Origin of the sequence: Vibrio nitrifigilis (assembly GCF_015686695.1) — a bacterium.
In the GTDB taxonomy this organism is placed as follows: Bacteria; Pseudomonadota; Gammaproteobacteria; order Enterobacterales; family Vibrionaceae; genus Vibrio; species Vibrio nitrifigilis.
Genome location: NZ_JADPMR010000004.1, coordinates 1,724,642 through 1,747,840, shown reverse-complemented (window position 1 = coordinate 1,747,840; position 23,199 = coordinate 1,724,642). Strand labels below are relative to the sequence as shown.

The window sequence follows — 23,199 nt, the reverse complement described above, 5'->3', positions numbered from 1 at the left end:
TATCTGGCAAGGTTCACTTATACCACTGGCGTGCACGAATGCACGGGGTGCCCGTTTCTCTCACCAATTTGGTTAATTTGAACATCGACACCATAGGCATCACGTAGATTGGCTTCGGTGACAATCTCAGCCACGGAACCAAAGAGACAAGGTTTATCTCGCCTGAACAACAATACTTTTGACGCACACAAAAAGGCTTGCTCTGGAGAATGCGTGATCATAATGATGCCAAACCCTTCACTCGCAAGCTGGCGAACTTGGCGCAACACAGCGACTTGATTACCAAAATCTAAGCTAGCAGTCGGTTCATCCATAGCAAGCAGCGCTGGTGCTTGAGCAATGGCCCGCGCAATCAACACCATCTGTTTTTCACCACCGGACAGTTCTGGAAAACGTCGCTCAGCCAAACGGCTAATACCGAGTTTATGCATGGCATCATCGACCAACTGCCAATCATGTTTACTCGGAAATGCAAACGCACCTAAGTGGGCTGTGCGCCCCATTGCTACCATTTCTCGCACCGTAAATGGAAACGGCGTGGCACTGGCTTGAGGCACGTACCCCAACACTGTCGCTAGCTGTTTACGTGACCAACTCTCAATGTTGTCATCATTAATGCGAATCTCGCCCCCGAGCTTAGGGATTAAATTTAACATCGATTTAAACAGCGTCGACTTCCCGACCCCATTAGGACCAAGAATACACAGCACTTCACCACTGGTGACGGAGAACGAAATATTTTCAGCAATTACTGTTTGGCCATACCCACATTGCAGATCATGCACCGACAATTTCATCATCTGTCTGACTCCTTATAATCCTTTGCGACGTGCCATCAAATAGAGAAAGAAAGGAGCGCCGATCAATGACGTTAGAATCCCGATTGGGATTTCCATGGGTAACAGGGAACGAGCCAAATCATCCACTAGCATGAGATAAGAACCACCCAAAAAGATACTGGCTGGAATCAAGACGCGGTGATTTGGCCCCACTAACATACGAACTAAATGAGGAATCAATAAGCCAATCCAGCCAATCACACCACTCACCGCCACCGATACCGCCGTAAGCAAGGTCGCAGCCAGTATCAAAATAACGCGCACTTTACTGACATTAATCCCTAACGCCGACGCCTCTTCATCTCCTAGAGATAAAAGGTTAAGTTGCCAGCGCAACATAATAATCGGTACAAGTCCCACCACTAACGGTGCAATCATCCAAAGCATATTGGACACCGTCGCCGATGAAAGGCTCCCCATTAACCAAAAGGTGATTTCTGGAAGCTTTTCTTCTGGGTCGCCAAGGTATTTGGTTAACGAGATGATTGCGGAAGCGAGTGCAGAAATCACAATACCGGTTAACACTAAACTGAGCAGTGAGTCGTTATTTCGTCCTACCGCATTACCGACAAAATAGGTAATCAGTACTGCCGCAACTCCAAACGTAAACGCCATGGCCTGCACCATAAAAAAGCTCATGGAACATAAAATTGCAATCGCAGCGCCCAAACCTGCTCCAGAGGATGCGCCCAATATGGCAGGAGATACCATTGGATTACGAAATATGCCTTGGTATGTAGCGCCTGATACCGCTAGCGACGCACCAATTGCCATCCCCGCAGCAATACGCGGTAAACGCACTTTAAGTAGCACCAAAGCGCCTAAACCGTGGCCAGTTAATGCGTCCCAAAAATCAGAGAGAGGAATCGTGAATCGACCAACCACAAAGGAAATGATAATGGCAACAAAGGTCAAACCAATTAAAAATGTCATCGCACCAATAGAGCGAAAAGAAGTATGAACAGACAAAGAATCTGTTGTTGAGGAGTTGTTCATATGAATTATGCCATGACCATAGAGAAGAAATAGCGGTGGCTAGTCTCAAAGTGAAAGGAAAACTGGGTAGTTTGTTTTCTCATGACGATTTTTAAATATTTATCTGCCATTGCTGCTATTTCTCTCTTCTAGTGGAATAGAGTCAACTCACCCATGTGGGTTAAGCATCACACATCGTATACTCAAATTATTTATTATTGGCAGAACGGCGTTAAATTTAATGATTATTGGAGTAAATATGATCAATAACTAAACATGATATAATTAAAACAATCAGTTAGTAAAATTTTTTCGTTTAACTGATAAACTACCATTGCATTTTTCACCATGCAATCCACTTTTTTAATTAATGATTAATGCAAATCATAGAAATGAAATAATAAGAGCATTTATTATTTGAATTAATAATATTAAATTGTTTATATATAACTAAAGAATACAAAAAAGCTGACTATGAAAGTCAGCTTTATTTATTTTACCGAAAATAACGTATTATTTTTCTGCCTGTGGCTTACGTGGTGCGCGGCGACGTTTCTGCCCTGCTGGTTTGTTGCCACCAGTGGCTTTGTTATCACCAGAACGTTGACCCGATTTATTGGCAGGACGACCTTGGCCAGATTTGCCTGCAGCCGTTGGTTTTCCATTGTTTGGACGACGTTTTTTCTTCACCTGCCCCTGCGTGTTAGCCTCACCAGACTGACCTTCTTGCGGCTTCGCCTTTGGTTTTTTCGGTTTCTTAGGCTTTCTCGGTTTGATTGGTCGAGTATCTAATGCTTTTTCCGGCACGGGATTAGTGGGTTTGTGACCTTTCAGTTCCATACGTGGCAGCAACTTTTTGATCAAACGTTCAATCGCAAATAATAAATCCGCATCAATGGCACTCACAAATGAAATCGCTTTGCCGCTTTCACCAGCGCGTCCAGTTCGGCCAATGCGGTGTACATAATCTTCCGCTACTTTTGGTAGATCAAAGTTAACCACTTGAGGTAATTGAGGAATATCAATACCACGCGCTGCAATATCAGTGGCAACCAACACGCGGACTTCACCAGATTTAAAGTTCGCCAGGGCTTTAGTACGAGCACCTTGACTCTTATTACCATGAATCGCCGCGGAAGAGACCCCTTTATCCGTTAAGTATTCAGCCAAACGGTTCGCGCCGCGCTTAGTGCTGGTAAATACTAAAACTTGGTGCCAGTTCCCTTCTTTGATCAGTTGCAGCAGCATTGGGGCTTTTTTCTTAACATCAGCAGGGTATACACACTGCTCTACGGTTTTTGCTGTTGAGTTTGCTGGCGTAACAGAGATCTCGACTGGATCGTTGACCAAATCTTTTGCTAGTGCACGAATCTCATCAGAAAAAGTGGCTGAGAAAAGCAAGTTCTGACGCTGTTTAGGTAATAACGCCAAAATTTTACGAATATCACGAATAAAGCCCATGTCTAGCATACGATCGGCTTCATCCAGCACTAACACTTCTAATTGATCGAACTTGAGTGCTTTTTGATTATACAGGTCTAGTAAGCGACCAGGCGTTGCCACTAATACATCCGCCCCTTTACGTAAACGCTGCATCTGTGGGTTAATTTTCACGCCACCAAACACCACCGCACTGCTCAAAGGCAAATGACGACTATAAGTAAATACGTTTTCTTGAATTTGCGCGGCTAATTCTCTGGTTGGGGTTAAGACCAATGCACGGACCTGATTACCACGAACACTTGGGCCATGTGATAAACGCTCAAGTATCGGTAAGGTAAAGCCCGCTGTTTTCCCTGTCCCGGTCTGCGCTGCTGCCATCACATCATTGCCTTTTAATACAGCAGGAATCGCTTGCGCTTGGATAGGAGAAGGCGTGGTATAGCCTTTCTCTTGGATGGCTTGAAGAATTGGAGCAGATAGCCCTAACGAGGAAAAACCCATATTGATACTCAATTAAAATTTATAAGAACGACGCACTTAATTTACCAGTGCGAAAAGTGCGCCATTCTGAGGCTTTCCTGAGCAGGTAGCAACTGTTAATTACAGATCTTACCCATTTATTAATAAGAACGAAAAACGGTAACCAATGACTATCGAGATTCAATCTTCCATCCTTTGAGGAAAATTGATGCTAATGTTTTTCAGCATAATTTGTGGAATATTACGCTCCAACCACTGATCCACTTTTATTTCGAACGTACAGATTCGCCACCTTATACGTATGATTTTCACCTAGTTAGCGTTTGATCCGCTCAGGTCCCCCCAGTGGCTTTATCTTTAATAGTACCAATTTTAAAATAACTTTTAGTTATAAGTTAACCTAAGACACTAATTGGTATGGCATATTTATCGGTGTAGGGTTCTAGTTTCCAAAAGGTTAATAAACACGTTGTACTGGAACTAGCTGAATGAATCTTGCCATTATTGTTATCGCCCTGCTGACTCTTATATATCTTGCATATCGAGGTTACAGCGTTATTCTAATTGCACCACTATGTGCACTTGGTGCGGTGTTACTTACCTCTCCAGCGGCTGTAGGTCCCGCATTCTTTGGCATTTTCATGCCCAAAATGGTGGGATTTCTGAGTAATTATTTTCCAGTATTCATGCTTGGCGCTATCTTTGGCAAGCTAATGGAAGTCTCTGGTTTTGCTCATACTATTTTGAGCTATTTCATTCGCACCTTCGGCACCAAATACACCATGTTGATGGTCATTGCGGTTTCCACACTACTGACTTATGGCGGTGTCACCGTCTTTATCGTTGTATTTGCCGTCTATCCATTTGCGGCAGAAGCCTTTCGCTCTGCGGGCATTCCTAAACGTTTATTACCCGCTTCAATTGCGCTTGGCGCCTGTACCTATGCCATTGATGCACTGCCTGGTTCACCACAAATTCAAAACATTATTCCAACAACATTTTATGGAACCACAGTGTGGGCAGCCCCTTGGATGGGGTTAATAGGTGCATTGATGATTTTTGGTGGCGGTTTTGCCTACTTAAATTGGCGCTTACGCTGCGCAAAACGTGACGGTGAGGGTTATGGCGAAAACCATATCAACGAGCCTGACCATTCTTCTCAAGAAAAAGTGTCCTTAGGAAACCCAATTATTGCATTGATTCCGTTAGCATTAGTATTCGTTGTTAACTATGTACTATCGAATTCATTGCCGGATTTATTGCCTAACTCTTATGTTCTGCAATTATCAGACAGCAGTTCACCAGTAACGGTGTCATTAAAGAAATTAAGTGGTATCGGTTCCGTTATGCTTGCATTGTCAAGTGCCATCCTATTTACATTGGCAGTGAGCTGGTCAAAAATTATTCCGCAGTTAAAGGAAAATACCAGTAAAGCAGTGAGTGGGGCGATGCTTGCTTCAATGAATACTGCATCCGAATTTGGCTTTGGTGCCGTTATTAGCGCGTTACCGGGCTTCGCCATTGCTACTGGAGCCCTGAATTCTTTTGAATCACCGCTGATCAATACTGCGATCACTGTGAATTTATTATCCGGTTTAACAGGGTCTGCTGTAGCCGGTTTGAGCATTACACTGGCGACCTTATCTGACCAATTTATACAAGCTGCGCATCAATATGGCATCCCAATGGACGTAATGCATCGCATCTCATCCATGGCATCTGGTGGTATGGATACCCTGCCACATAACGGCGCAATCATTACGTTACTGTTAGTGTGTGGATTAACACATCGTCAATCTTACAAAGACATCTTTGTTATTACGCTAATCAAGACAGTTACCGTTTTTGCGATCATTGGTGTCTACACACTGATGAACGTTCAATAATCACTATTAGTTTGGAGGGAACATGTCAAACTTAAATCCTTTAGTTACCGCATCATGGTTAAATGAACATCTCAATGACAACAACCTTGTTGTGGTGGATGGCACATTTCATCTACCAGACACTGGCCGCAGTGCCAAAGAAGAATTTGTCCAAGAACACATTCCAGGTGCTCGCTTCTTTGACTTAGACGTTATTTCTGATCCAGAAAACCCTCGCCCACGTAAAGTGCCACCACAAGACATTTTTGAGCGTGAAATAAGCAACCTAGGTATAGACAACAACACCACTGTTGTTGCTTATGATACGCGCGGTTTATACAGTGCCGCTCGCGTTTGGTGGCTATTCCGTTTTTATGGCTATGACAACGTTGTCATCCTTGATGGGGGTTTCCCAGCTTGGCAAGCCGAACAATTGCCCGTCGAAAATGGCGTAAAAGAGCACGCAAAAGCAGAATTTAAAGCACCGGGTAAACGCAAAGAGTTGTTGGCGCTTTGGCCACAGGTTCTTGAAGCCTCTAACCAACACGATCAAATTCTTGATGCGCGCCCAACTCCGCGTTGGCAAGGTAAAGACGCAGACCGTTACCCTGGTACGCGCCAAGGTCGCATTCCAAATAGCCTTAACCTACCTTGGGCAAACGTGTTGGATCCTGAAACGAAAAAACTGCTTCCTAAAGAAGAGTTACGTCAGCTTTACCTTGATGCTGGTGTCGACTTTAACAAACCCGTTATCGCGTCATGTGGTTCAGGACTTACCGCCTGTATCCTAGCGTTAGGGATGACACTGGTTGGCCATACTGATTGGGCCGTTTATGACGGTTCTTGGGATGAATGGGGTCGTAACTTAGATCTTCCTGTCGCAAGCGATTTCTAATTAATTTACACCTCGAGGGCTCGTTTTAACGAGCCCCCAAAGCAAACACCAGTCACTCACTGACTAAAAGCAATACAAGTAACGGAGAACATCGTGGAAGAACAATGGCCTGAATACCTCAAACATATTGGTAAAAGCTCAGTCAAAATGCAGCAGGCAAATCCAGACATGATCAAAGCCTTTCAAGACATGAAATCGGCAACTCATTCTAACGACGTCATTGATAACAAAACGAAAGAATTGATAGCAATTGCGGTTTCTGTTGCTCGTCAGTGTGATGGTTGTATTGCGGCACATGCTCGCCAAGCAAAACTGGCAGGTGCAACACGTGAAGAAGTGGGCGCAGCGATTCAAGTAGCAATGACTGTCGCAGCTGGCGGTGCATTTGTATATGGCTCAAAAGTATTTGATGCCTTCGATCAATTCTAAGTTCAGTGCGGTTTGTGCTGAGCAGACACTTATTTAAATTATCGGTTTTATTATGACACAGTTAACAATCGGCTTTATCGGCTTGGGCAACATGGGTGGCCCAATGGCAAGCAACCTAGCCAAAGCAGGCTATAACGTCGTGGGTTTTGATGTAAACCCAGAAGCGATTACCCGCGCAACAGAAAATGGTGTACAAGCAAGTGATTCACTCCTTAATGTGGCGTCTTCTGCGGACATCATTTTCACCATGCTGCCAAACGGCAAGTTTGTGAAAGAAGTATGGGAACAAATCATCGACCACGTAAAACCAACGGCAACATTGGTTGACACATCAACAGCAGATGTAGAGACATCGAAACTGGTCCATGAATTGGCTAAATCTCACGGGGTGAAGAGCGTGGATGCCCCTGTTTCGGGTGGTGTTACCGGTGCGCAAAATGCAAAATTGACCTTTATGGTGGGTGGAGAGCAAGATGCCATTGATGTGGTGCTGCCTTTACTGGATATCATGGGACAAAAAGCCGTAAACTGTGGTGGTCCTGGCGCAGGCCAATCTGCCAAAATCTGTAACAACCTGATCTTAGGTATCAACATTGTTGCGGTATCTGAAGCTTTTGCGTTAGCGGAAAAACTGGGACTATCCAGTGAAGCGTTGTTTGATGTGGCCTCTACATCAACAGGACAATGTTGGGCACTCACTACTTACTGCCCGGTTCCAGGGTTAGTACCCACTTCACCATCTAATAACAATTACAAACCGGGCGCTCCTGCGACCATGTTGTTGAAGGACTTACGGCTTGCTCAAGATGCAGCGAAAAGCAGTGACGCATGCACACCGCTAGGCAATCACACTATCGATATCTTTGAAGACTTTATTAAAGATGGCTTTGGTGAGCAAGATTTCTCTGCGATCATCAAGTATATCCGTGCTAATCAAGCAAAATAATTAGCGACGATGAATTAGGTTCTAGAGGCTCACTAGAGCCTAATTTTTTGCTATCGTTTGGTAAATATACACATAACGCTAAGCGCGAAATGTGTCGATCATCCAATCAATAAATACTTGTAGCCGAGCGCTCTGATGGCGATTTGGAGGATACACAATATTGAGTGGCATACTGCGCTGTTTCCAATCTGAAAAGAGTTCTACCAGCTTGCCTTGAGTGATGTACGGCTCAGCAAACAACCGCTCATGCTGAATAATGCCAAGTCCATTTAAGGCCATATCCAAAATACCTCGACCATTATTAGCGGTATAACTCGCTTGATCTACCACTACTTTCTCAGAACCTTGCTCATATATTAACGGCAGAGAATTCGTCGATGAGGTCCGAAAATAAGCCACCGTGGGGTAGGATTTTCCAAGCAATTTTGGTGAGTCAGGCATACCATATTGGGCAATAAAAGCAGGAGAGGCACTAGTAACAAACTCTAAGTCGAGTAGCTTGCGTTCGACCATACCTGGGATTTGCTGTCCCCCTAATCGAATAACGCAATCTATACCTTCATCGATCAAATCAGCTGTTCTATCATTAATTCCCAAACCAAGGGTAATATCGGGATATTGCCTCTGAAAATCTTTTAACGCTGGAATAAGTTGTAATGTGGCAAATGACACTTGGCAATCAATTCTTAAATGTCCACTTGGGGCATACTTTTTCCCTGAAATTTCAGCGTCAATCGCTTGCAACTCACTCATTAATTGATAAGTACGTTCGTAGTATTCCATCCCCTCTTGAGTGATGGTGATTTTTCGTGTGGTCCGATGCAATAACTTCACTTTTAGGTGCTTTTCTAAATCCATCACGGCTTTGCTTATTGTGGACGTTGGCATTCCAAGTGCTTCTGCCGCTCTATTAAATGCGCCTTTTTCAACAACTTTTTGAAATGCTTTTAATGATTGAAGTTGATCCATAGTCGTAATTTATTATCCAAAATATTGGATAGTGTAAACATAAAAATGCCATTTTATCCAGAGATGAAAACAATCATAATGGCATCACTCGGTAGCCAGTCCACTGCCTCCGACGCTAAATTCACAAAAAAAATGAGAAGTAAATTTATGAATAGCTATTTAGTACATATGATCCGAGAATTCGATGCCTCTGAAGAACTTTATCAGGAGCACTACAACTATCTCTATGCACTTCGTGACGAGGGCCGACTGGGTCTTGCTGGCCCCTACAACAACGTTCAAGGCGGCGCTTATGTTTTTCAAGCTAACTCTCTAGAAGAGGCTGAGGCAACTGCAAAAACAGACCCTCTTGTTGTTGCCGGCATTGCTCAATTCGTTATTTTTGAATGGCAAGCTCAACAACTTTAATCTTGCCTTGATCCTATAAAATAAGCCCCGATAACACTGGTTATCAGGGCTTTGGGCCATCCTTAAAACAGAATAAAACCGGACATACTATGAAAAAAGCATTAGTGATTAACGCCCATCAAAAATATGAAGGCTGGGCAGAAGGGAAATTAAATCAACTGTTTAGCCAAGTAGCTAGCGATACCTTGTCCACACTTCATTACGACATCAAAACAACCACAGTTGATGAGGGTTACGATGCGAATGAAGAAGTAGAAAAACACCTTTGGGCTGATATCGTTATCGTCCAAACCCCTTTGTACTGGATGGGTGCACCTTGGCTGTTCAAAAAGTACATCGACGAGGTATTCAATGCAGGGTTAGGAGATAAATTGGCGGCAGATGATGGTCGAACCCGCAGCGATCCAAGTAAAACGTATGGCTCTGGTGGTCTAACCTCAGGGAAAAAACTGTTGGTTTCTGTCACGCTCAACGCACCAGAAAATGCCTTTAATCAAGAAGAGTTTTTCGAAGGTCACAATATCGATCAACTGTTTATGTGGCTACATAAAGCATATCAATTCAACGGTTTTGAATCTGTGGACGGTTTTGCTACCTTTGACATTTTCAAAAATCCAACCATTGAAGAAGACGTGAAACGCTACGAAGATCATTTAATCACAACGTTCCAATACGCCTAACGTTTTGACATGATTTAGAATGGGTAAAGTCTCGTTAATTTACCCATCCTTTTCCTTTCTGTCACAACATTCGTCAGTTCCAATCCAGCCTAAAAATAGTACCATTTTGTACAAATTTCCTCTTGGAGTCAGTGATATAGTCACTACAGACTCGATATACAAAAGGAATTGCTCATGTCGTTAACTCATCCTGCTTATAAAGTCGCTGCAGTTCAAGCTTCCCCGGCTTATTTAGATCTTGATGGTGCTGTTGCAAAAACAATCGCTTACATAAAAGAGGCGGCGGAAAATGGTGCGAAGTTAGTTGCCTTTCCTGAAGTATGGATTCCAGGTTATCCATGGTGGATTTGGCTTGATACACCTGCGATGGCGATCAAAAAAGGCTATATCCGTAAGTACTTTGATAATGCATTAGCTTACGATAGCTCAGAAGCCGACCAGATTCGTAGCGCCGTGAAAGAATACAATATCACTGTTGTGCTTGGCTTAGCCGAACGTAAAGGCGGCTCGCTCTACATCGCACAATGGATACTAGGTCCTGACGGAGACACCATTGCCCAACGTCGTAAAATCAAGCCTACTCACGCAGAACGTACTGCATTTGGTGAAGGTGACGGAAGCCATATCGCCGTTCACGACACGCCTCTCGGTCGGTTAGGTGCTTTAAACTGCTGGGAAAACATCTTGTCTTTAACCAAATATGCGATGTTTTCACAAAACGAGCAGGTGCACGTGGCCTCTTGGCCAAGTTTTTCGACGTATAAATTTGCTCATGCCATCAGTGATGAAATGGCCATTGCAACCAACAAGGTGTATGCCATTGAAGGTGCCTGTTTTGTTATTGCTCCTTCTGCCATTGTTTCTGATGAAATGATTGAGCTGTTATGTGATACCCCAGAGAAACATGAACTCATTAGTGCGGGAGGTGGTCACACCGTCATCTTCGGCCCAGATGGCGCACCGTTAGTCGAACCTTTGGGAGAAAAAGAAGAAGGCATTATGTATGCCGACATTGACCTAGGCATGATCGGTGTAGCGAAAAACTCAATGGATGCTTGCGGCCACTATTCACGTCCAGACATTACACGTTTGCTGTTCAATAACCACGCAAATCGTCCGGTAGAAGAGTTGTCTCCAGAAACAATTGCGGAGCCAGAAGACAAGGCGCCTTTAGAATCGGACAGTGCTCATCAAGCATAAACTGATATCTACCACAATCAAGGTAGCCATAGTCACTAACTACCTTGATTGTGTATTATTAGTGAGCCAAGCGAATATGATGATATTGAAGAAAGAGTTTCCAGTTCCGCAACAAAAATATGCCACATCCAATCCCTGTTAATGAAATCTTGGCAGCATTCCAATACCAGTTTGGATGCAATACAAGCATTACAGATACAAAATAATGCCCGATAAATAAACCCATTAACACAATCATAAGGTTCACATGACCAGATAGACACAGCGCCCCTAATTGATCGCGATAAGCACGTTCAATCTGCTGACCAAATAGATAGATTCCCAAAAGAGTTCCCACTAATACAGCCAATAACCAGATCCCCACGAATAAAGCGGATTTTCCATAAAGCTCATCCAAAGCAAACAAAATCAAAGCCACAGGAAAGAGTAACAAAGAGCGAAATTCAACCCTCTGCTCCGCCATGCCTTTGTAACCTCGATAAAAAAGATACATCAGTAAAAACCAAACCCAAACGGGTGTATGTAATACGATTGTCATCAACATAACAGCGCCCTTTTCAACAATACAATTTATCGTTCATATTGTGCCCATTGACTAAGATCTATACGACGCCAGAAAGGTAACATTTAGACGACAAGTGCTGCTATTTACCTCTATCACGTGTGGGTTATGGATATACTCACGTTGAAATGGAATGACCATTCCTCTCGGGGTTGAAATTGCTATAGACTATTAATTCGACACTTGAGGTCATTTGAATATATACACTACGACTTATAAGTTTTTAGTTTTGAACCGACTTAAGAACTATGTTGATAATCTCCGTTTATCATTGTGTCAATCAACGGCTCCATTCAAAAGACCGTAATGTCATACAAACGCAGTTTTTCTTATCAGACCAAAAACCATCAAACACCATGATTGACTTACTGCAAAGGTTTTGAACTCCATTACTTGGAATCAGTTGTATAACTCAATAGCCCAAAACTCCAAAAAAAAAATCACGATATTCTGTTAGTTCGGTATGTCCTGTCTGTATAACATTAGATAAGCTTATGCATAGCATAAATTTTCAGCACGTTTACAATACCTTCTTGCCCATGTAATCATTGTGTTAGATTCAATGACAAGTTGAAAACACTCATGTCAGCTTAACTTAAAAGAGTCTTCATCATGGCAAATCAAATGACAGTGCATTCATCTTCTCTTTGCAGAAATTCAATCGTAATAACACCGACTAACCAAAGGTGGTGACTCGTTTGATTCTGAAGATTGCCATAACCTAAGCGCACTCACTGGTCATATTCTGATGACGGCAATTATTAACGAGTATTATTAGGGCTAATCATCCAGCCGACATTTGCACATTTTCCAAACAGTTAAATGATAGAAATGGACAATTATTTAAGGACGATTAAATGAAATTTAAAACTTTTGCAAACAATAACAAATCGATTTTGAAGAGTGGGATTACCATCTCACTCCTAATGACGCAGTTCTCTGCTTATGCCGCTGAGCCGCAATCTTGTCAATCCATTACATTTTCAGATCCTGGTTGGAGTGATATTGGCGCTACCAATGGCGTTGTCACAACACTACTTGAAGGACTAGGGTACAAAACTCAAGTGTACATGCTCAGTGTTCCTATCGGTTTTGAAAGCTTAAAGACAGGAAAAGTAGATGTTTTCATGGGTAATTGGCTCCCAGCCCAGAACGCGTACATTAAAAAATATCGCGCGAATGTTGATGTTGTTCGCACCAACTTGGACGGCGTCAAATTCACCCTAGCTGTACCCGACTATGTTTATCAAGCAGGTGTTCATAGTTTTACTGACCTTAGTAAGTTTGCAGATAAATTTGGTGACAAAATTTATGGCATAGCACCAGGATCACCAGCAAACGAAAATCTCAAAACGATGATCAATTCAAATGACTATGGGCTTGGCGATTGGCAGGTCGTCGAATCCAGTGAACAAGGAATGTTGTCTCAGGTTTCAAGATCGATCAAGCGCCATAAATATATAGCGTTTTTAGCATGGGAACCACATCCGATGAACGTCAATTTTGACATTCGCTATTTGAGTGGCGGGGACAAATACTTTGGGCCTAATTACGGCAGTGCGCAAATACAAACTTTGACAAAAAAAGGGTTTGGAGACAAATGCAAAAATGTCGATACCTTACTGCATAATCTCGCCTTTAATGTTGATATGGAAAACGAGATTATTAACCAAGCGAATAAGAATGATATTAGTGCTAAAGAAGCCGCAAAAAAATGGATATCAGCTCATCCTCAATTACTTAATACTTGGCTAAAAAATGTCACTACCTTTAGTGGCGACAAGGCCCTTCCTACAATTAAACAAAGACTTAATATCGAAAGCTAACGTTTAACGATATGGGAACAGTGATTTTCTAAAATTCAGCAAGAACGAACAATTGTTTGAGTACAAATCGATTTGACGCTCTGGTATTAACATCCATTCTCAAGATGTTAATACCAATACGACTAAAATCGTTCTTGCTGACTAAATCTAAGAGCCTATCTTTGCATAACCTCTGCTGTTTTTTAGGTAAGTTTTAGATCATTAATTGATAAATTTATTAAGTATATACCCAAATGACCTCAAGATGCAGGATTCAGAGCTTCATCAACGAGCCTAGGTCAAGCTCAATCACGGCAGGAATGGTCATTCCCTTTTAACGTGATTGGGCGCAGAAATAGGTTTGTTGATGAGCTCCCGAAGGGCGAGTTTTATTCGCTCCTAGGCTGTGTTACTGATTTTTAACGTAGAATGACTATGTCTTCAAATCAGTGCCTTGCCTAAGAGCGAATACATTCTCGCTGAAACAGCATCTTGAGGTTACTTGGGTATAACTACTCAATACTTCATGTAATGCGTGCAATAAAATATCCGCATGCTCACGATTAAAAATCAGTACGGCTGACGCAGCGACTATTGACACATAGTTACCACCCAAGGTATTAAACTAGAGGGATTGTTGACCAAAATGTTCTTGAAGTTTTGCAGTCATTACCACAGCAGCAATAGGAAGAACATTCCTCATCGTTTTTCCCATTACCACAATCAAGGTAGCCTTAAGCACTAACCACCTTTCTTTTATGCTATTAGTGCTCCAAACGAATGTGCTGATATTATTTACTACATATAAAGAATGAATATTAATGATAATTAAAACAGTATAAAGATACAAAATTCCTAATCTATATCACTAAATATGGAAAGTTCTTTAACCTATAAAAGGTTATATCATCACGAGTCGATATAAGTGTTCATCAAACTAACCTACATAACTATACATAGATCATATTTTTTGAAAAAAAACTAAAAAATATTATTAGATTTATATAAATATTCAATTTTTTTTGCCAAGAATAAAAGTTTGATGACTACTTAATATCAGCTTTTTTGCTCAATAATTAATCAATTGTTTTTGCCAACTCAATTTAAGACCAGAAATAGAACCAATTTAAATGATAATCTTTACAATCAGGTTAAAAAACAAACAAAAAATTTAACATTATTAATTTTTAATAATTAGATGAACTCTATAATCATTCAAATATTTCGAATAATATTTTTATCTTAAATGAGTAGGAATGATAAATATAATTTTGTAATATCTGTTAGCTCCTAAAATAGGTTGCTATTCTATATATTAAGGATTTTATTCTAATGACACTTAAAAAATTTAAATCCACGGCTGTTGTAATAGCAGCTATGATCTCTCTTTCTGGTTGCTCAGCAATGAGTACTGCGATTCAACATCGTAATTTGGTAACTAATACTAAAATGTCAGCCACAGTTTGGTTAGATCCAACCCCCGTTTCACAACATACTGTATATCTTCAATTGAGAAACAGTACTAATAAAAAACTAGATATAACTAAAGTGCTTACTGATAAATTAAAACAAAAAGGTTATACCGTTACTTCAGATCCAGCTAAAGCACATTATTGGCTACAAACTAACATTATTAAATTGGAAAAAATGGATCCAAATGCAGGTCTTGCTCTGTTGAACCAAGGATACGGCGGTGCTGTCGTTGGTGGTGGTTTAGCTGCTTTAGCCATGGCATCACATACGCATAGCACAAGTTCTGTTGTAGGGGCAGGTCTCATTGGTAGTGCTATTGGTTTTGTAGCAGATAACATGGTAGAAGATGTAAACTTTGGTATGGTAACAGATGTTCAAGTAGTTGAAAAAACCAAAGAATCTGTAGACTCTAGTCAAGTCGCTCATTTAAATAATGGCATCGGAGGCTCCACTAATACTACTGTAAAAACCGTCGCCAATAAAAAGCGTTACCAAACTCGAATTTTAAGCTCAGCAAATAAAGTAAACCTTGATTATGTTGATGCGGAACCTGCGTTAGTTGAAGGGTTAGCAACAAGTGTTGCTGGTATTTTCTAAAACAAAAATGCCATTCTGATAACTTTAGATTAAATTTTAAAATGAAATAGCCTCTTATGTAGAGGCTATTTTTATAGGTAACTTTTTATATTATTAATTGATAAAATTATTAAGTATGACTTCTATCTGATTTATTAGATATCATTTTTATTAAAAAATCTAATTTAGTAAATGTTTATTTAAATTGTTATTAAACCAAACTCTTTAACACTTCACTTAATGAGTGCAATAAAATATCCGCATGCTCACGATTAAAAACCAGCGGTGGTCTAATTTTTAATACGTTACCATTAGGCCCAGAAGCACTTAGCAATACTTTCTTTTGCCGTAGTGCATTCACAATTGTGATAGCCAAAGGGCCATCGGGGGTATGCGATTCTTTGTCACAAACGATATCGACACCAATAAATAGTCCCGTCCCGCGCGTTTCGCCAATCACCGAAAACTGCGTGCCTAGCTCACGTAAGCCTTGTATTAAATAATCACCAGTAAGACGCGCATTTTCAATGAGGTTTTCTTCGTGGAGAATATCCAGTACAGCAGACGCAGCGGCTATAGAAACATGGTTACCGCCAAAGGTATTAAAATAGCGGATCTGTTGCCCAAAGTTTTCTTGAATTTCTGCAGTCATCACTACAGCCGCAATCGGAAGCCCATTCCCCATCGGTTTTCCCATTACCACAATATCAGGCACCATATTATGGCGTTGAAATCCCCACATGTGACTGCCAGTGCGGCCAAAACCGGGTTGCACTTCATCGGCAATATAAAGTGCTCCAGCTTGCTCAACTGCCTCTTTGATATCACTTAAAAATCCCGCAGGGTCGGCAAAAACGCCATCAGTTGAAAAAATACCATCAGCAATAAAAGCAGCAGGTTTGATGCCATGACGACGCATCGTTTTCAATGCATTATTGACGTGCTCAGCCATCACCTCTCCAAGATCACGACCATTTGCGTTACGCTTATCTGGTGCAGGTATGGTGTAAACATGCTGACCAATCGGTACACTTTCACCGATCGATGGCGAGATTTCTGCTGATGCGGTAGTGACACCATGATACGCATTTTCAGTGATAATAACGCCCGTGCCACCCGTAAAATGTTTGGCGATACGTAACGCTAAATCAACCGCTTCACTTCCCGTACAAGTATACATAACCCGGCTGAGAGACTCGGGGAATGTAGCTAATAAACGCTCGGAATAATTGAGAATATGCTCATCGAGATAACGGGTGTGCGTATTCAGCGTTGCAGCTTGTTGTGCCACAGCCGCAACAACTTTAGGGTGGCAGTGACCAACAGAAGGGACATTGTTATAAGCGTCTAAATACGCATTACCTTCTGCATCATAAAGCCATACGCCTTCGCCTCGAACAGGATGAACTGGCTCTTGGTAAAATAACTTATAAGCGGGACCTAATAGTGCTTGGCGGCGCTCAATAATATGTTTTTCTTCCGCCGCAAGATTTCCCATCTGATTAGGATTGAAACCATTAATCATTCCCCCTTGGCTACTCATTTTCTGCCTCCTCAAAAATGGTGAAAAATCGTCTCGTCATTTCTTCTCTACCAATGGCATCAAGCAATGTAAGTTGAGTTTTTAGGGTTGGCCAGAATCTCAACAAATGCGTTTTCTGATCAGGGAAGATAGTTGCGCGCCAAGCAGAAATGGTGAGACGCATAACGATACGCATAATGATCGCTGGATAAAGGAGCTCTATCTCAAGTGGACTCATCGATTTGATACTCGCGTATCCCTTTATCACATCACAGGCTTCATCAAGAACATTTTCTGAGGTGCCTAATTGATAAGATATCGCAACCGCTGTATCAAACAACACGGGAGCATAGGCCATATCACCAAAATCAATGATGCCACACACCTCATTCGGACACTGCTGATCAACTAAGACGTTTTCCGGGTTGAAATCATTATGGATAAATTGTGTAGGTAGCTGATCCATCACCGGTATTATTTCATTATCGAAACAATCAAGAGCCTGCGTTAAGCGATGTCTTAACTCAATATCATCAATAAATTCGATAAACCCTCTCATCATCGACGCATGACTCATATCCCAAATAATGGGTGGCAAATCAGAGTCTAACGTTATCGGTGATAATGCCGTTTGCAGGCGAGCGAGTATGCGCCCGACATTTTTTCGCTGTTCCGAACTACGGTTAAATTGTGTCTGGGCCTTTCCAGGAACAAAGGTTACTAGCCTCACACCACGCTCTGTTCCAGTATTATCATTCACTCGGCAATCGAGTTCACCATCGCACGTCTTAACAATGCGTTGCAAAGGAATACCTGAATCATATTGCTCGACTTGCAAAAGTGCTTTGCTATGCAGTTGGGTGACTTCCCTCACTTCTCCGGAGTTAAGAATCTTAAGCAAATATTCCGTCCCATCAGTGAGGGTCAATTGGTAATTAGAGTCCTTTTCACCCCACAACCACTTTACCTTTCCCTGTAAACCATAATGCTCTAATGCAATCGCTTGAGCTTCTGCGGGTTGAATAATCACCGCCTTTGTTTTTAACTCGGCACCAAAATCTGCAATGTCGATTGGGCGAGTATCAGATTTGGTCATGATGACTCTTCCTCTAATTGGATATTTTCCCTTCTGACAACAACTCAGAAGGGAAACGGTTATCACGCTAGTCTTGGCGATTTAGGCAAGGGTTCTGGATACTGATTTTGATAAGCAGCGGCTAGGCGCAATACAATGTCATCACGATAACTCGGCCCCACAAACTGTAAACCAATCGGTAAACCTTTATTATCAAACCCACATGGAATAGAAATCGCGGGTTGTTCTGTCATATTGAATGGATAAGTAAAGGGAGACCAATCAGACCAATCTTTACCTTCCACTCCCCCAGGAAAATCCACGCCGGCCTCTAAAGCAGTTAATGGCATTGTCGGCAACATTAAGGCGTCATAGTGTTCATGAAAACGTGCCATGGTGACTTTTAAATCCGCTCTCACTTGTTCAGCGTCGATGTATTCTCCAGCAGAAATGGACCGTCCTTTTTCACAGATACGTAATAGACCAGGATCCATTAATTTCAGTTGATCCGCCGTTGGACCAGCTAAGTCGACCGTTCTCGCTTCAGCCGCATACCACAGTGTCAGTAACGCATCTTGAGGATTAGCAAAACCGGGATCGATCTCTTCAACTATGGCGCCCAGATCTTCCATTCGTTTTGCTGCTTTATCTATTGCAGAGGCAATTTGTGGATCGACTTTGGCATAACCAAGTGTACGACTATAACCAATTTTCATACCGCGAATAGAGCGATGTTCAAGCGTCGCTTTCCAATCAGGTACATGATCGGGGCAGTATCCATAACGAGATGAAACGGCTGGACCTGTCGTAGCATTCATAAATAGCGCCGCATCTTCAACAGTACGAGTCAGTGGCCCTCTATGAGCCAATTCGAATAACGGTGTGGGCGTATCGAAAGGAATCCATCCATAAGTGGGTTTGATACCCACAACACCACAAAATGAGGCAGGAATACGAATAGAGCCAGCGCCATCAGACCCTTCATGGAGCACACCCATATTCAGCGCTGCTGCTACCGCCGCACCGCCTGATGAGCCACCAGAAGCATGACCAGTGTGCCATGGATTGAGTGTGTTACCTGTAAATGGCCCATGAGTGACCCCTTTCCAAGCAAACTCTGGCGCAGTCGTGGTGCCCAAGATGGTCAATCCCGCAGCACGTAATCTATCCATAATGAGAAATTCTTGCGTAGCGGGCTCTTTTTGTCCCAATACCGACCCACGTCGTATCGGTAACCCTTTGACGGGGGTCATCTCTTTGACTGTAGTCGGAACACCATCAATCGGGCTCATTGGCGTCCCATTTAACCAACGTTTTTCCGATTCTTTCGCCTCTTTCAAGGCAGTTTCTACCGCCAAGTGGGCAAAAGCATTGACCAGAGGATTAAAACGATCGATACGTGCAAAAGCCTCTTTGGCCGCTTCAACAGGAGAAACCTGTTTTGACTGATATAAAACAGAGAGTTCTGCTGCAGTCATCTCACCTAACTCTGTTTTCTGAGAAGTTTCCATTAAAAATCCTTTGTTAATGTTGTTATTTACAGGAAAAAGCCAGCAATGCGGTTTAGCTGGACATTCTCATCTCCTTGAGACGTCCAGGAATGGCCTCAATCAAACCTTTTGTGTAAACATTTTTGGGAGCATCGAATATTTCGGCTCCAGTCCCAATCTCCACAACTTGGCCTTTCTTCATCACCATAACGCGATCGCATATCTGTGCAGCGACACGTAAATCGTGGGTAATAAAAATCAAAGAGAGATTGAGCTCTTTTTTGAGCTTGGCGAGTAACTCTAAGACCTGAGCCTGAATAGACACGTCTAAAGCTGATACGGCTTCATCGGCCACAATGATATCGGGTTCGAGTGCCAATGCCCGAGCAATGCCAATTCGCTGTCTTTGACCGCCGGAAAATTCATGTGGGAAGCGGTCTAACGCTTTAGGATCGAGCCCAACTAAATCCATCAATTCTGCGGCCTTAGCGAGCGCATTCGATTCACTTTCCCCATACGCTATCGGCCCATCTGCAATAATTCGTCCTACTTTGGCACGCGGGTTAAGTGAGGCAAACGGGTCTTGGAAAATCATTTGTAGATTGCGACGCGAAAGACGTAAACCCTCACCTTTTAAACTCGCCATGTCAGTATCACCCAATAGCACCCTGCCTTGATCCGGATCTTGAAGGCGCACGAGGCATCGTCCAACGGATGACTTACCCGATCCACTTTCTCCGACAATACCCAGCGTTTCTCCTTTCCCTAATGAGAAACTGACGTTTTGTACTGCATGGACAGGCTGTTGTTTAGAGAAAAAACCACCACTACGACGATAAGTTTTACTCAGGTTTTCAACCTTAAGAATGGTTTCTCGCTGAGGAAGATCCGTGTGTCCGCTACGTAACTTAGGAATCGCCGCAATTAATTTTTGGGTATATTCATGTTTTGGTGAGTACAGCACTTCTTCTGCAGTGCCTTTTTCTACAATACGTCCTAATTGCATCACCGCCACATCATCGGCAATTTCAGCGACCACTCCAAAATCATGGGTAATGAACATCACTGCCATATTGCGTTCAATTTGCAACCGACTAATCAGCTTTAAAATCTGCTTTTGGGTTGTAACATCAAGAGCCGTGGTCGGTTCATCCGCAATCAATACTTGAGGCTCAAGGGCTAACGCCATTGCGATCACCACTCTTTGACGTTGCCCACCCGATAATTGAAATGGGAAAGATTCAGCAATTCGCGGGGGCTCAGGTAAACCGACCTCAGTCAAGAGTTGTAGTGCTCGCTCCTTACGCTCTTTGGGCGTCAATAATCCATGAGCAGCGAACACCTCTTCAATTTGCTTAGATATTTTCATCAAGGGATTTAAAGCGGACATCGGTTCTTGGAAAATCATCGCTACTCGACGACCACGAATATCATAAAAATCTTCTGTTGGAAGGTTGAGCAGGTTGGTTCCTTCCAGCATAATTCGGCCCTCTGCAATTCTCACCGCATCCGGTAAAAGCCCCATCAATGCATTGGCAGACATTGATTTGCCAGAACCCGATTCACCGACCACACACAGCATTTTCCCTGCATATAAATTGAGATTAACGCGCTCGACAGCAAATGGACGATCGGCACCATCTGGCAATGCTATTGAAAGTTTCGAGATTTCCACAACTGGAACCGCGGTTTGTGGTGCGTGGCTTTCTTGATTGGTAGGCAACTTATATAGTTCACTCATAACGATTCTCCTTACTTGCCACTTCGTGCAACACGAGGGTTTAATGCATCATTAAGCCCTTCACCAATGAGATTGAGAGCAAGTACAGTCAACATAATGGCGATACCAGGAAAAACGGTAATCCACCATGCTTGACGAATCGCAGTTCGCCCCGCGCCTATGATGTATCCCCAAGACATCACATCTGGAGCACCAAGGCCTAAGAACGACAATGAGCTTTCAATCAAGATAGAAGAAGCCACCATCATTGAAGCCAAAACGATGATCGGAGAAAGCGTATTCGGTAAGATTTGACGCCAAATAATCGTGCCATGCTTTTGACCAGAAAGAACCGCGGCCTCAACAAACTCACGGGAACGATAAGCCATCACTTCGCCCCGTAATAATCGCGCCACAGGAGGCCATGAGACGATGCCAATCGAGATCACAATCGAGTAGATAGATGGTTCAAAAATCGCGACTAAAACAATCGCCAAAGCAAAACTTGGAACCGATTGAAACAGTTCGGTAAAGCGCATTAATACGTCATCTACCCAACCACCAAAATAACCCGCTATTGCGCCAAGAGGAATGCCTATCACTAAAGAGACCACGGTAGATATCAACCCTACCAACAATGAAATACCGGCTCCATGAGCCAATCCTGAGGCAATATCACGCCCCATCGTGTCGGTGCCTAATAGAAAGTGAGACATGGTGAATGGAGGTAAAAATGGCCTCTGAACCATTCCCCATGGCGACTTCGGATAAAGTAGCGGCGCAGTGAGCGACAACAGCACGACAGCGAAAATTATGAGTAGCCCGATTAACGCAGGGCGATTTTGTGAAAAGCGCTTCCAGAAATCAGCCATGTTATGCCTCCTTGATGCGTGGGTCGACCAAACGATAGAGAATGTCGGTAATGAGGTTGAAGAACAGCACCATGGCTGCAGACACCATGAAGACACCTAGTAGCAAGTTGTAGTCTCGCTGTGACAAGGCATCAAACATCAAACGCCCAATTCCCGGCCACGCAAATACGGTTTCAATCAACACAGCACCACTCACCAGTTGCCCTGCTTGTAATCCAGCTAAGGTAACTACAGGGAGTAAAGCATTACGTAATACATGTCGGCGCTGAATCACCGCAGGTCTTAACCCTTTGGCTTTGGCAGTTTTCACAAAATCCAACTGATTGACTTCCAGCATCGATGCTCGCGTCATTCGCACATATACCGCCATAAAAAATAAGCCTAACGTCATGGCGGGGAGCACTAAGTGGCGCAATATATCCAGCGCACGCTCAAAGCCGGCATAGCCTGCACCAACGGTTTCATAGCCAAACCCTGGCAACCAATTAAAATGTACCGAAAACATTAGTACGCCCATTAACGCGAGCCAAAACAACGGGGTCGCATAAAAAATCAGAGCCACAAAAGAGATAATGGTATCGGTTATTTTGCCCTGTTTAGCCGACGCAATTGCTCCGCCTAGTACGCCTAACCCCAACGAAATCACAAAGGCAGCAACAGACAACAACAGTGTGGCAGGTAAGCGGTCGCCAATTAATTGAATAACAGGTAAAGATTGACGGTATGAAAAGCCCAGATCTAAATGAGCGATAGACGAGATATAAAGCCACAACTGCATGTATAGTGGTTGATCCAAACCAAATCGCTCTTGAAGTTGTTGTAGAAAAATAGGGTCTGTATCACCTGCTTCGCCTGCCATGACTGAGGCAGGATCACCAGGGGCTAAATGAATCAACAGAAAGTTAAGTACGGCAATGCAAAACAGGATAATCACTGCTCTTAACAGTCGCCCTAATATAAAGCGTGTCATGAACG

20 protein-coding genes are annotated in these 23,199 nt (G+C 42.8%); 9 read left to right on the top strand and 11 right to left on the bottom strand.

Annotation, left to right across the window (positions count from 1 at the left end):
* Window positions 1–17 precede the first annotated feature (17 nt).
* From I1A42_RS24055 to I1A42_RS24045, 3 genes are all read right to left on the bottom strand, one after another.
* Window positions 18–800 (bottom strand): ABC transporter ATP-binding protein, encoded by a 783-nt coding sequence (locus I1A42_RS24055; RefSeq protein ID WP_202436509.1) that lies wholly within the window; start codon window positions 798–800, stop codon window positions 18–20.
* Between the two features lie 12 nt (window positions 801–812).
* Complete coding sequence (locus I1A42_RS24050; protein WP_196125502.1) at window positions 813–1,835, bottom strand: FecCD family ABC transporter permease; 1,023 nt, start codon at window positions 1,833–1,835, stop codon at window positions 813–815.
* A gap of 492 nt (window positions 1,836–2,327) precedes the next feature.
* The gene (locus tag I1A42_RS24045; protein WP_196125499.1) at window positions 2,328–3,758 is read right to left on the bottom strand and encodes a DEAD/DEAH box helicase; all 1,431 of its coding nucleotides are present in this window, start codon (window positions 3,756–3,758) and stop codon (window positions 2,328–2,330) included.
* 467 nt (window positions 3,759–4,225) lie between these two features.
* Here I1A42_RS24045 and I1A42_RS24040 point away from each other — a divergent pair, with 467 nt between their 5' ends.
* From I1A42_RS24040 to mmsB, 4 genes are all read left to right on the top strand, one after another.
* A complete protein-coding gene (locus tag I1A42_RS24040) occupies window positions 4,226–5,623 on the top strand; it encodes a GntP family permease (protein ID WP_196125497.1) in 1,398 nt (465 codons plus the stop codon).
* A gap of 22 nt (window positions 5,624–5,645) precedes the next feature.
* Entirely contained in the window at window positions 5,646–6,497 is an 852-nt protein-coding gene (gene sseA / locus I1A42_RS24035) for a 3-mercaptopyruvate sulfurtransferase (protein WP_161157501.1), read from the top strand.
* A gap of 93 nt (window positions 6,498–6,590) precedes the next feature.
* The gene (locus tag I1A42_RS24030; RefSeq protein ID WP_329604863.1) at window positions 6,591–6,926 is read left to right on the top strand and encodes a carboxymuconolactone decarboxylase family protein; all 336 of its coding nucleotides are present in this window, start codon (window positions 6,591–6,593) and stop codon (window positions 6,924–6,926) included.
* 52 nt (window positions 6,927–6,978) lie between these two features.
* A complete protein-coding gene (gene mmsB / locus I1A42_RS24025; protein ID WP_161157500.1) occupies window positions 6,979–7,872 on the top strand; it encodes a 3-hydroxyisobutyrate dehydrogenase in 894 nt (297 codons plus the stop codon).
* 78 nt (window positions 7,873–7,950) lie between these two features.
* On the opposite strand, the gene I1A42_RS24020 is transcribed toward mmsB, so the two are convergent.
* Window positions 7,951–8,841: a LysR family transcriptional regulator gene (locus tag I1A42_RS24020; protein WP_161157499.1), complete on the bottom strand. Its 891-nt coding sequence runs from the start codon at window positions 8,839–8,841 to the stop codon at window positions 7,951–7,953.
* A gap of 78 nt (window positions 8,842–8,919) precedes the next feature.
* Between I1A42_RS24020 and I1A42_RS24015 the strand changes: the two genes are divergently transcribed.
* The 3 genes from I1A42_RS24015 (at window position 8,920) to I1A42_RS24005 (ending at window position 11,129) form a co-directional block, all read left to right on the top strand.
* Window positions 8,920–9,249 carry a YciI family protein gene (locus I1A42_RS24015; protein ID WP_230389752.1) on the top strand — a complete coding sequence of 110 codons (330 nt, stop codon included), beginning with the start codon at window positions 8,920–8,922 and terminating at the stop codon, window positions 9,247–9,249.
* An 89-nt stretch (window positions 9,250–9,338) separates the two neighbouring features.
* Window positions 9,339–9,929 (top strand): NAD(P)H-dependent oxidoreductase, encoded by a 591-nt coding sequence (locus I1A42_RS24010; RefSeq protein WP_196125495.1) that lies wholly within the window; start codon window positions 9,339–9,341, stop codon window positions 9,927–9,929.
* 174 nt (window positions 9,930–10,103) lie between these two features.
* Entirely contained in the window at window positions 10,104–11,129 is a 1,026-nt protein-coding gene (locus I1A42_RS24005; protein WP_196125493.1) for a carbon-nitrogen hydrolase family protein, read from the top strand.
* A 58-nt stretch (window positions 11,130–11,187) separates the two neighbouring features.
* Here the strand turns inward: I1A42_RS24005 and I1A42_RS24000 are convergent, their stop codons facing one another.
* Window positions 11,188–11,673, bottom strand: a complete 486-nt coding sequence (locus I1A42_RS24000) for a DUF6622 family protein (RefSeq protein WP_161157495.1) — start codon at window positions 11,671–11,673, stop codon at window positions 11,188–11,190.
* 875 nt (window positions 11,674–12,548) lie between these two features.
* On the opposite strand from I1A42_RS24000, the gene choX reads away from it, so the two are divergent.
* A complete protein-coding gene (choX, locus tag I1A42_RS23995; protein ID WP_196125491.1) occupies window positions 12,549–13,517 on the top strand; it encodes a choline ABC transporter substrate-binding protein in 969 nt (322 codons plus the stop codon).
* 1,311 nt (window positions 13,518–14,828) lie between these two features.
* A complete protein-coding gene (locus tag I1A42_RS23990) occupies window positions 14,829–15,566 on the top strand; it encodes a complement resistance protein TraT (RefSeq protein WP_161158661.1) in 738 nt (245 codons plus the stop codon).
* Window positions 15,567–15,756: 190 nt separating this feature from the next.
* On the opposite strand, the gene I1A42_RS23985 is transcribed toward I1A42_RS23990, so the two are convergent.
* The 6 genes from I1A42_RS23985 to I1A42_RS23960 all read right to left on the bottom strand — a co-directional run bounded on the left by I1A42_RS23985 (window position 15,757) and on the right by I1A42_RS23960 (window position 23,194).
* Window positions 15,757–17,088 (bottom strand): aspartate aminotransferase family protein, encoded by a 1,332-nt coding sequence (locus I1A42_RS23985; protein ID WP_230389750.1) that lies wholly within the window; start codon window positions 17,086–17,088, stop codon window positions 15,757–15,759.
* A complete protein-coding gene (locus I1A42_RS23980) occupies window positions 17,081–18,163 on the bottom strand; it encodes a phosphotransferase (RefSeq protein ID WP_196125489.1) in 1,083 nt (360 codons plus the stop codon). The genes I1A42_RS23985 and I1A42_RS23980 overlap by 8 nt, the downstream gene beginning before the upstream one ends.
* A 62-nt stretch (window positions 18,164–18,225) precedes the next feature.
* Window positions 18,226–19,653: an amidase gene (locus tag I1A42_RS23975; protein WP_196125487.1), complete on the bottom strand. Its 1,428-nt coding sequence runs from the start codon at window positions 19,651–19,653 to the stop codon at window positions 18,226–18,228.
* A 52-nt stretch (window positions 19,654–19,705) separates the two neighbouring features.
* Window positions 19,706–21,373, bottom strand: coding sequence for an ABC transporter ATP-binding protein (locus I1A42_RS23970; RefSeq protein ID WP_196125485.1), 1,668 nt, complete (start codon window positions 21,371–21,373; stop codon window positions 19,706–19,708).
* An 11-nt stretch (window positions 21,374–21,384) separates the two neighbouring features.
* On the bottom strand, window positions 21,385–22,224 hold the full coding sequence (locus tag I1A42_RS23965) for an ABC transporter permease (RefSeq protein WP_196125483.1): 840 nt from the start codon (window positions 22,222–22,224) through the stop codon (window positions 21,385–21,387).
* A 1-nt stretch (window position 22,225) separates the two neighbouring features.
* Window positions 22,226–23,194, bottom strand: coding sequence for an ABC transporter permease (locus tag I1A42_RS23960; RefSeq protein ID WP_161158455.1), 969 nt, complete (start codon window positions 23,192–23,194; stop codon window positions 22,226–22,228).
* Window positions 23,195–23,199 lie beyond the last annotated feature (5 nt).

What these genes read in the sequence shown, in the direction of transcription:
- I1A42_RS24055 (WP_202436509.1), bottom strand. Translation starts at nt 800, where the DNA reads ATGATGAAATTGTCGGTGCATGATCTGCAATGTGGGTATGGCCAAACA.
- I1A42_RS24050 (WP_196125502.1), bottom strand. Translation starts at nt 1,835, where the DNA reads ATGAACAACTCCTCAACAACAGATTCTTTGTCTGTTCATACTTCTTTT.
- I1A42_RS24045 (WP_196125499.1), bottom strand. Translation starts at nt 3,758, where the DNA reads ATGGGTTTTTCCTCGTTAGGGCTATCTGCTCCAATTCTTCAAGCCATC.
- I1A42_RS24040 (WP_196125497.1), top strand. Translation starts at nt 4,226, where the DNA reads ATGAATCTTGCCATTATTGTTATCGCCCTGCTGACTCTTATATATCTT.
- sseA (WP_161157501.1), top strand. Translation starts at nt 5,646, where the DNA reads ATGTCAAACTTAAATCCTTTAGTTACCGCATCATGGTTAAATGAACAT.
- mmsB (WP_161157500.1), top strand. Translation starts at nt 6,979, where the DNA reads ATGACACAGTTAACAATCGGCTTTATCGGCTTGGGCAACATGGGTGGC.
- I1A42_RS24020 (WP_161157499.1), bottom strand. Translation starts at nt 8,841, where the DNA reads ATGGATCAACTTCAATCATTAAAAGCATTTCAAAAAGTTGTTGAAAAA.
- I1A42_RS24015 (WP_230389752.1), top strand. Translation starts at nt 8,920, where the DNA reads ATGGCATCACTCGGTAGCCAGTCCACTGCCTCCGACGCTAAATTCACA.
- I1A42_RS24010 (WP_196125495.1), top strand. Translation starts at nt 9,339, where the DNA reads ATGAAAAAAGCATTAGTGATTAACGCCCATCAAAAATATGAAGGCTGG.
- I1A42_RS24005 (WP_196125493.1), top strand. Translation starts at nt 10,104, where the DNA reads ATGTCGTTAACTCATCCTGCTTATAAAGTCGCTGCAGTTCAAGCTTCC.
- I1A42_RS24000 (WP_161157495.1), bottom strand. Translation starts at nt 11,673, where the DNA reads ATGTTGATGACAATCGTATTACATACACCCGTTTGGGTTTGGTTTTTA.
- choX (WP_196125491.1), top strand. Translation starts at nt 12,549, where the DNA reads ATGAAATTTAAAACTTTTGCAAACAATAACAAATCGATTTTGAAGAGT.
- I1A42_RS23990 (WP_161158661.1), top strand. Translation starts at nt 14,829, where the DNA reads ATGACACTTAAAAAATTTAAATCCACGGCTGTTGTAATAGCAGCTATG.
- I1A42_RS23985 (WP_230389750.1), bottom strand. Translation starts at nt 17,088, where the DNA reads ATGAGTAGCCAAGGGGGAATGATTAATGGTTTCAATCCTAATCAGATG.
- I1A42_RS23980 (WP_196125489.1), bottom strand. Translation starts at nt 18,163, where the DNA reads ATGACCAAATCTGATACTCGCCCAATCGACATTGCAGATTTTGGTGCC.
- I1A42_RS23975 (WP_196125487.1), bottom strand. Translation starts at nt 19,653, where the DNA reads ATGGAAACTTCTCAGAAAACAGAGTTAGGTGAGATGACTGCAGCAGAA.
- I1A42_RS23970 (WP_196125485.1), bottom strand. Translation starts at nt 21,373, where the DNA reads ATGAGTGAACTATATAAGTTGCCTACCAATCAAGAAAGCCACGCACCA.
- I1A42_RS23965 (WP_196125483.1), bottom strand. Translation starts at nt 22,224, where the DNA reads ATGGCTGATTTCTGGAAGCGCTTTTCACAAAATCGCCCTGCGTTAATC.
- I1A42_RS23960 (WP_161158455.1), bottom strand. Translation starts at nt 23,194, where the DNA reads ATGACACGCTTTATATTAGGGCGACTGTTAAGAGCAGTGATTATCCTG.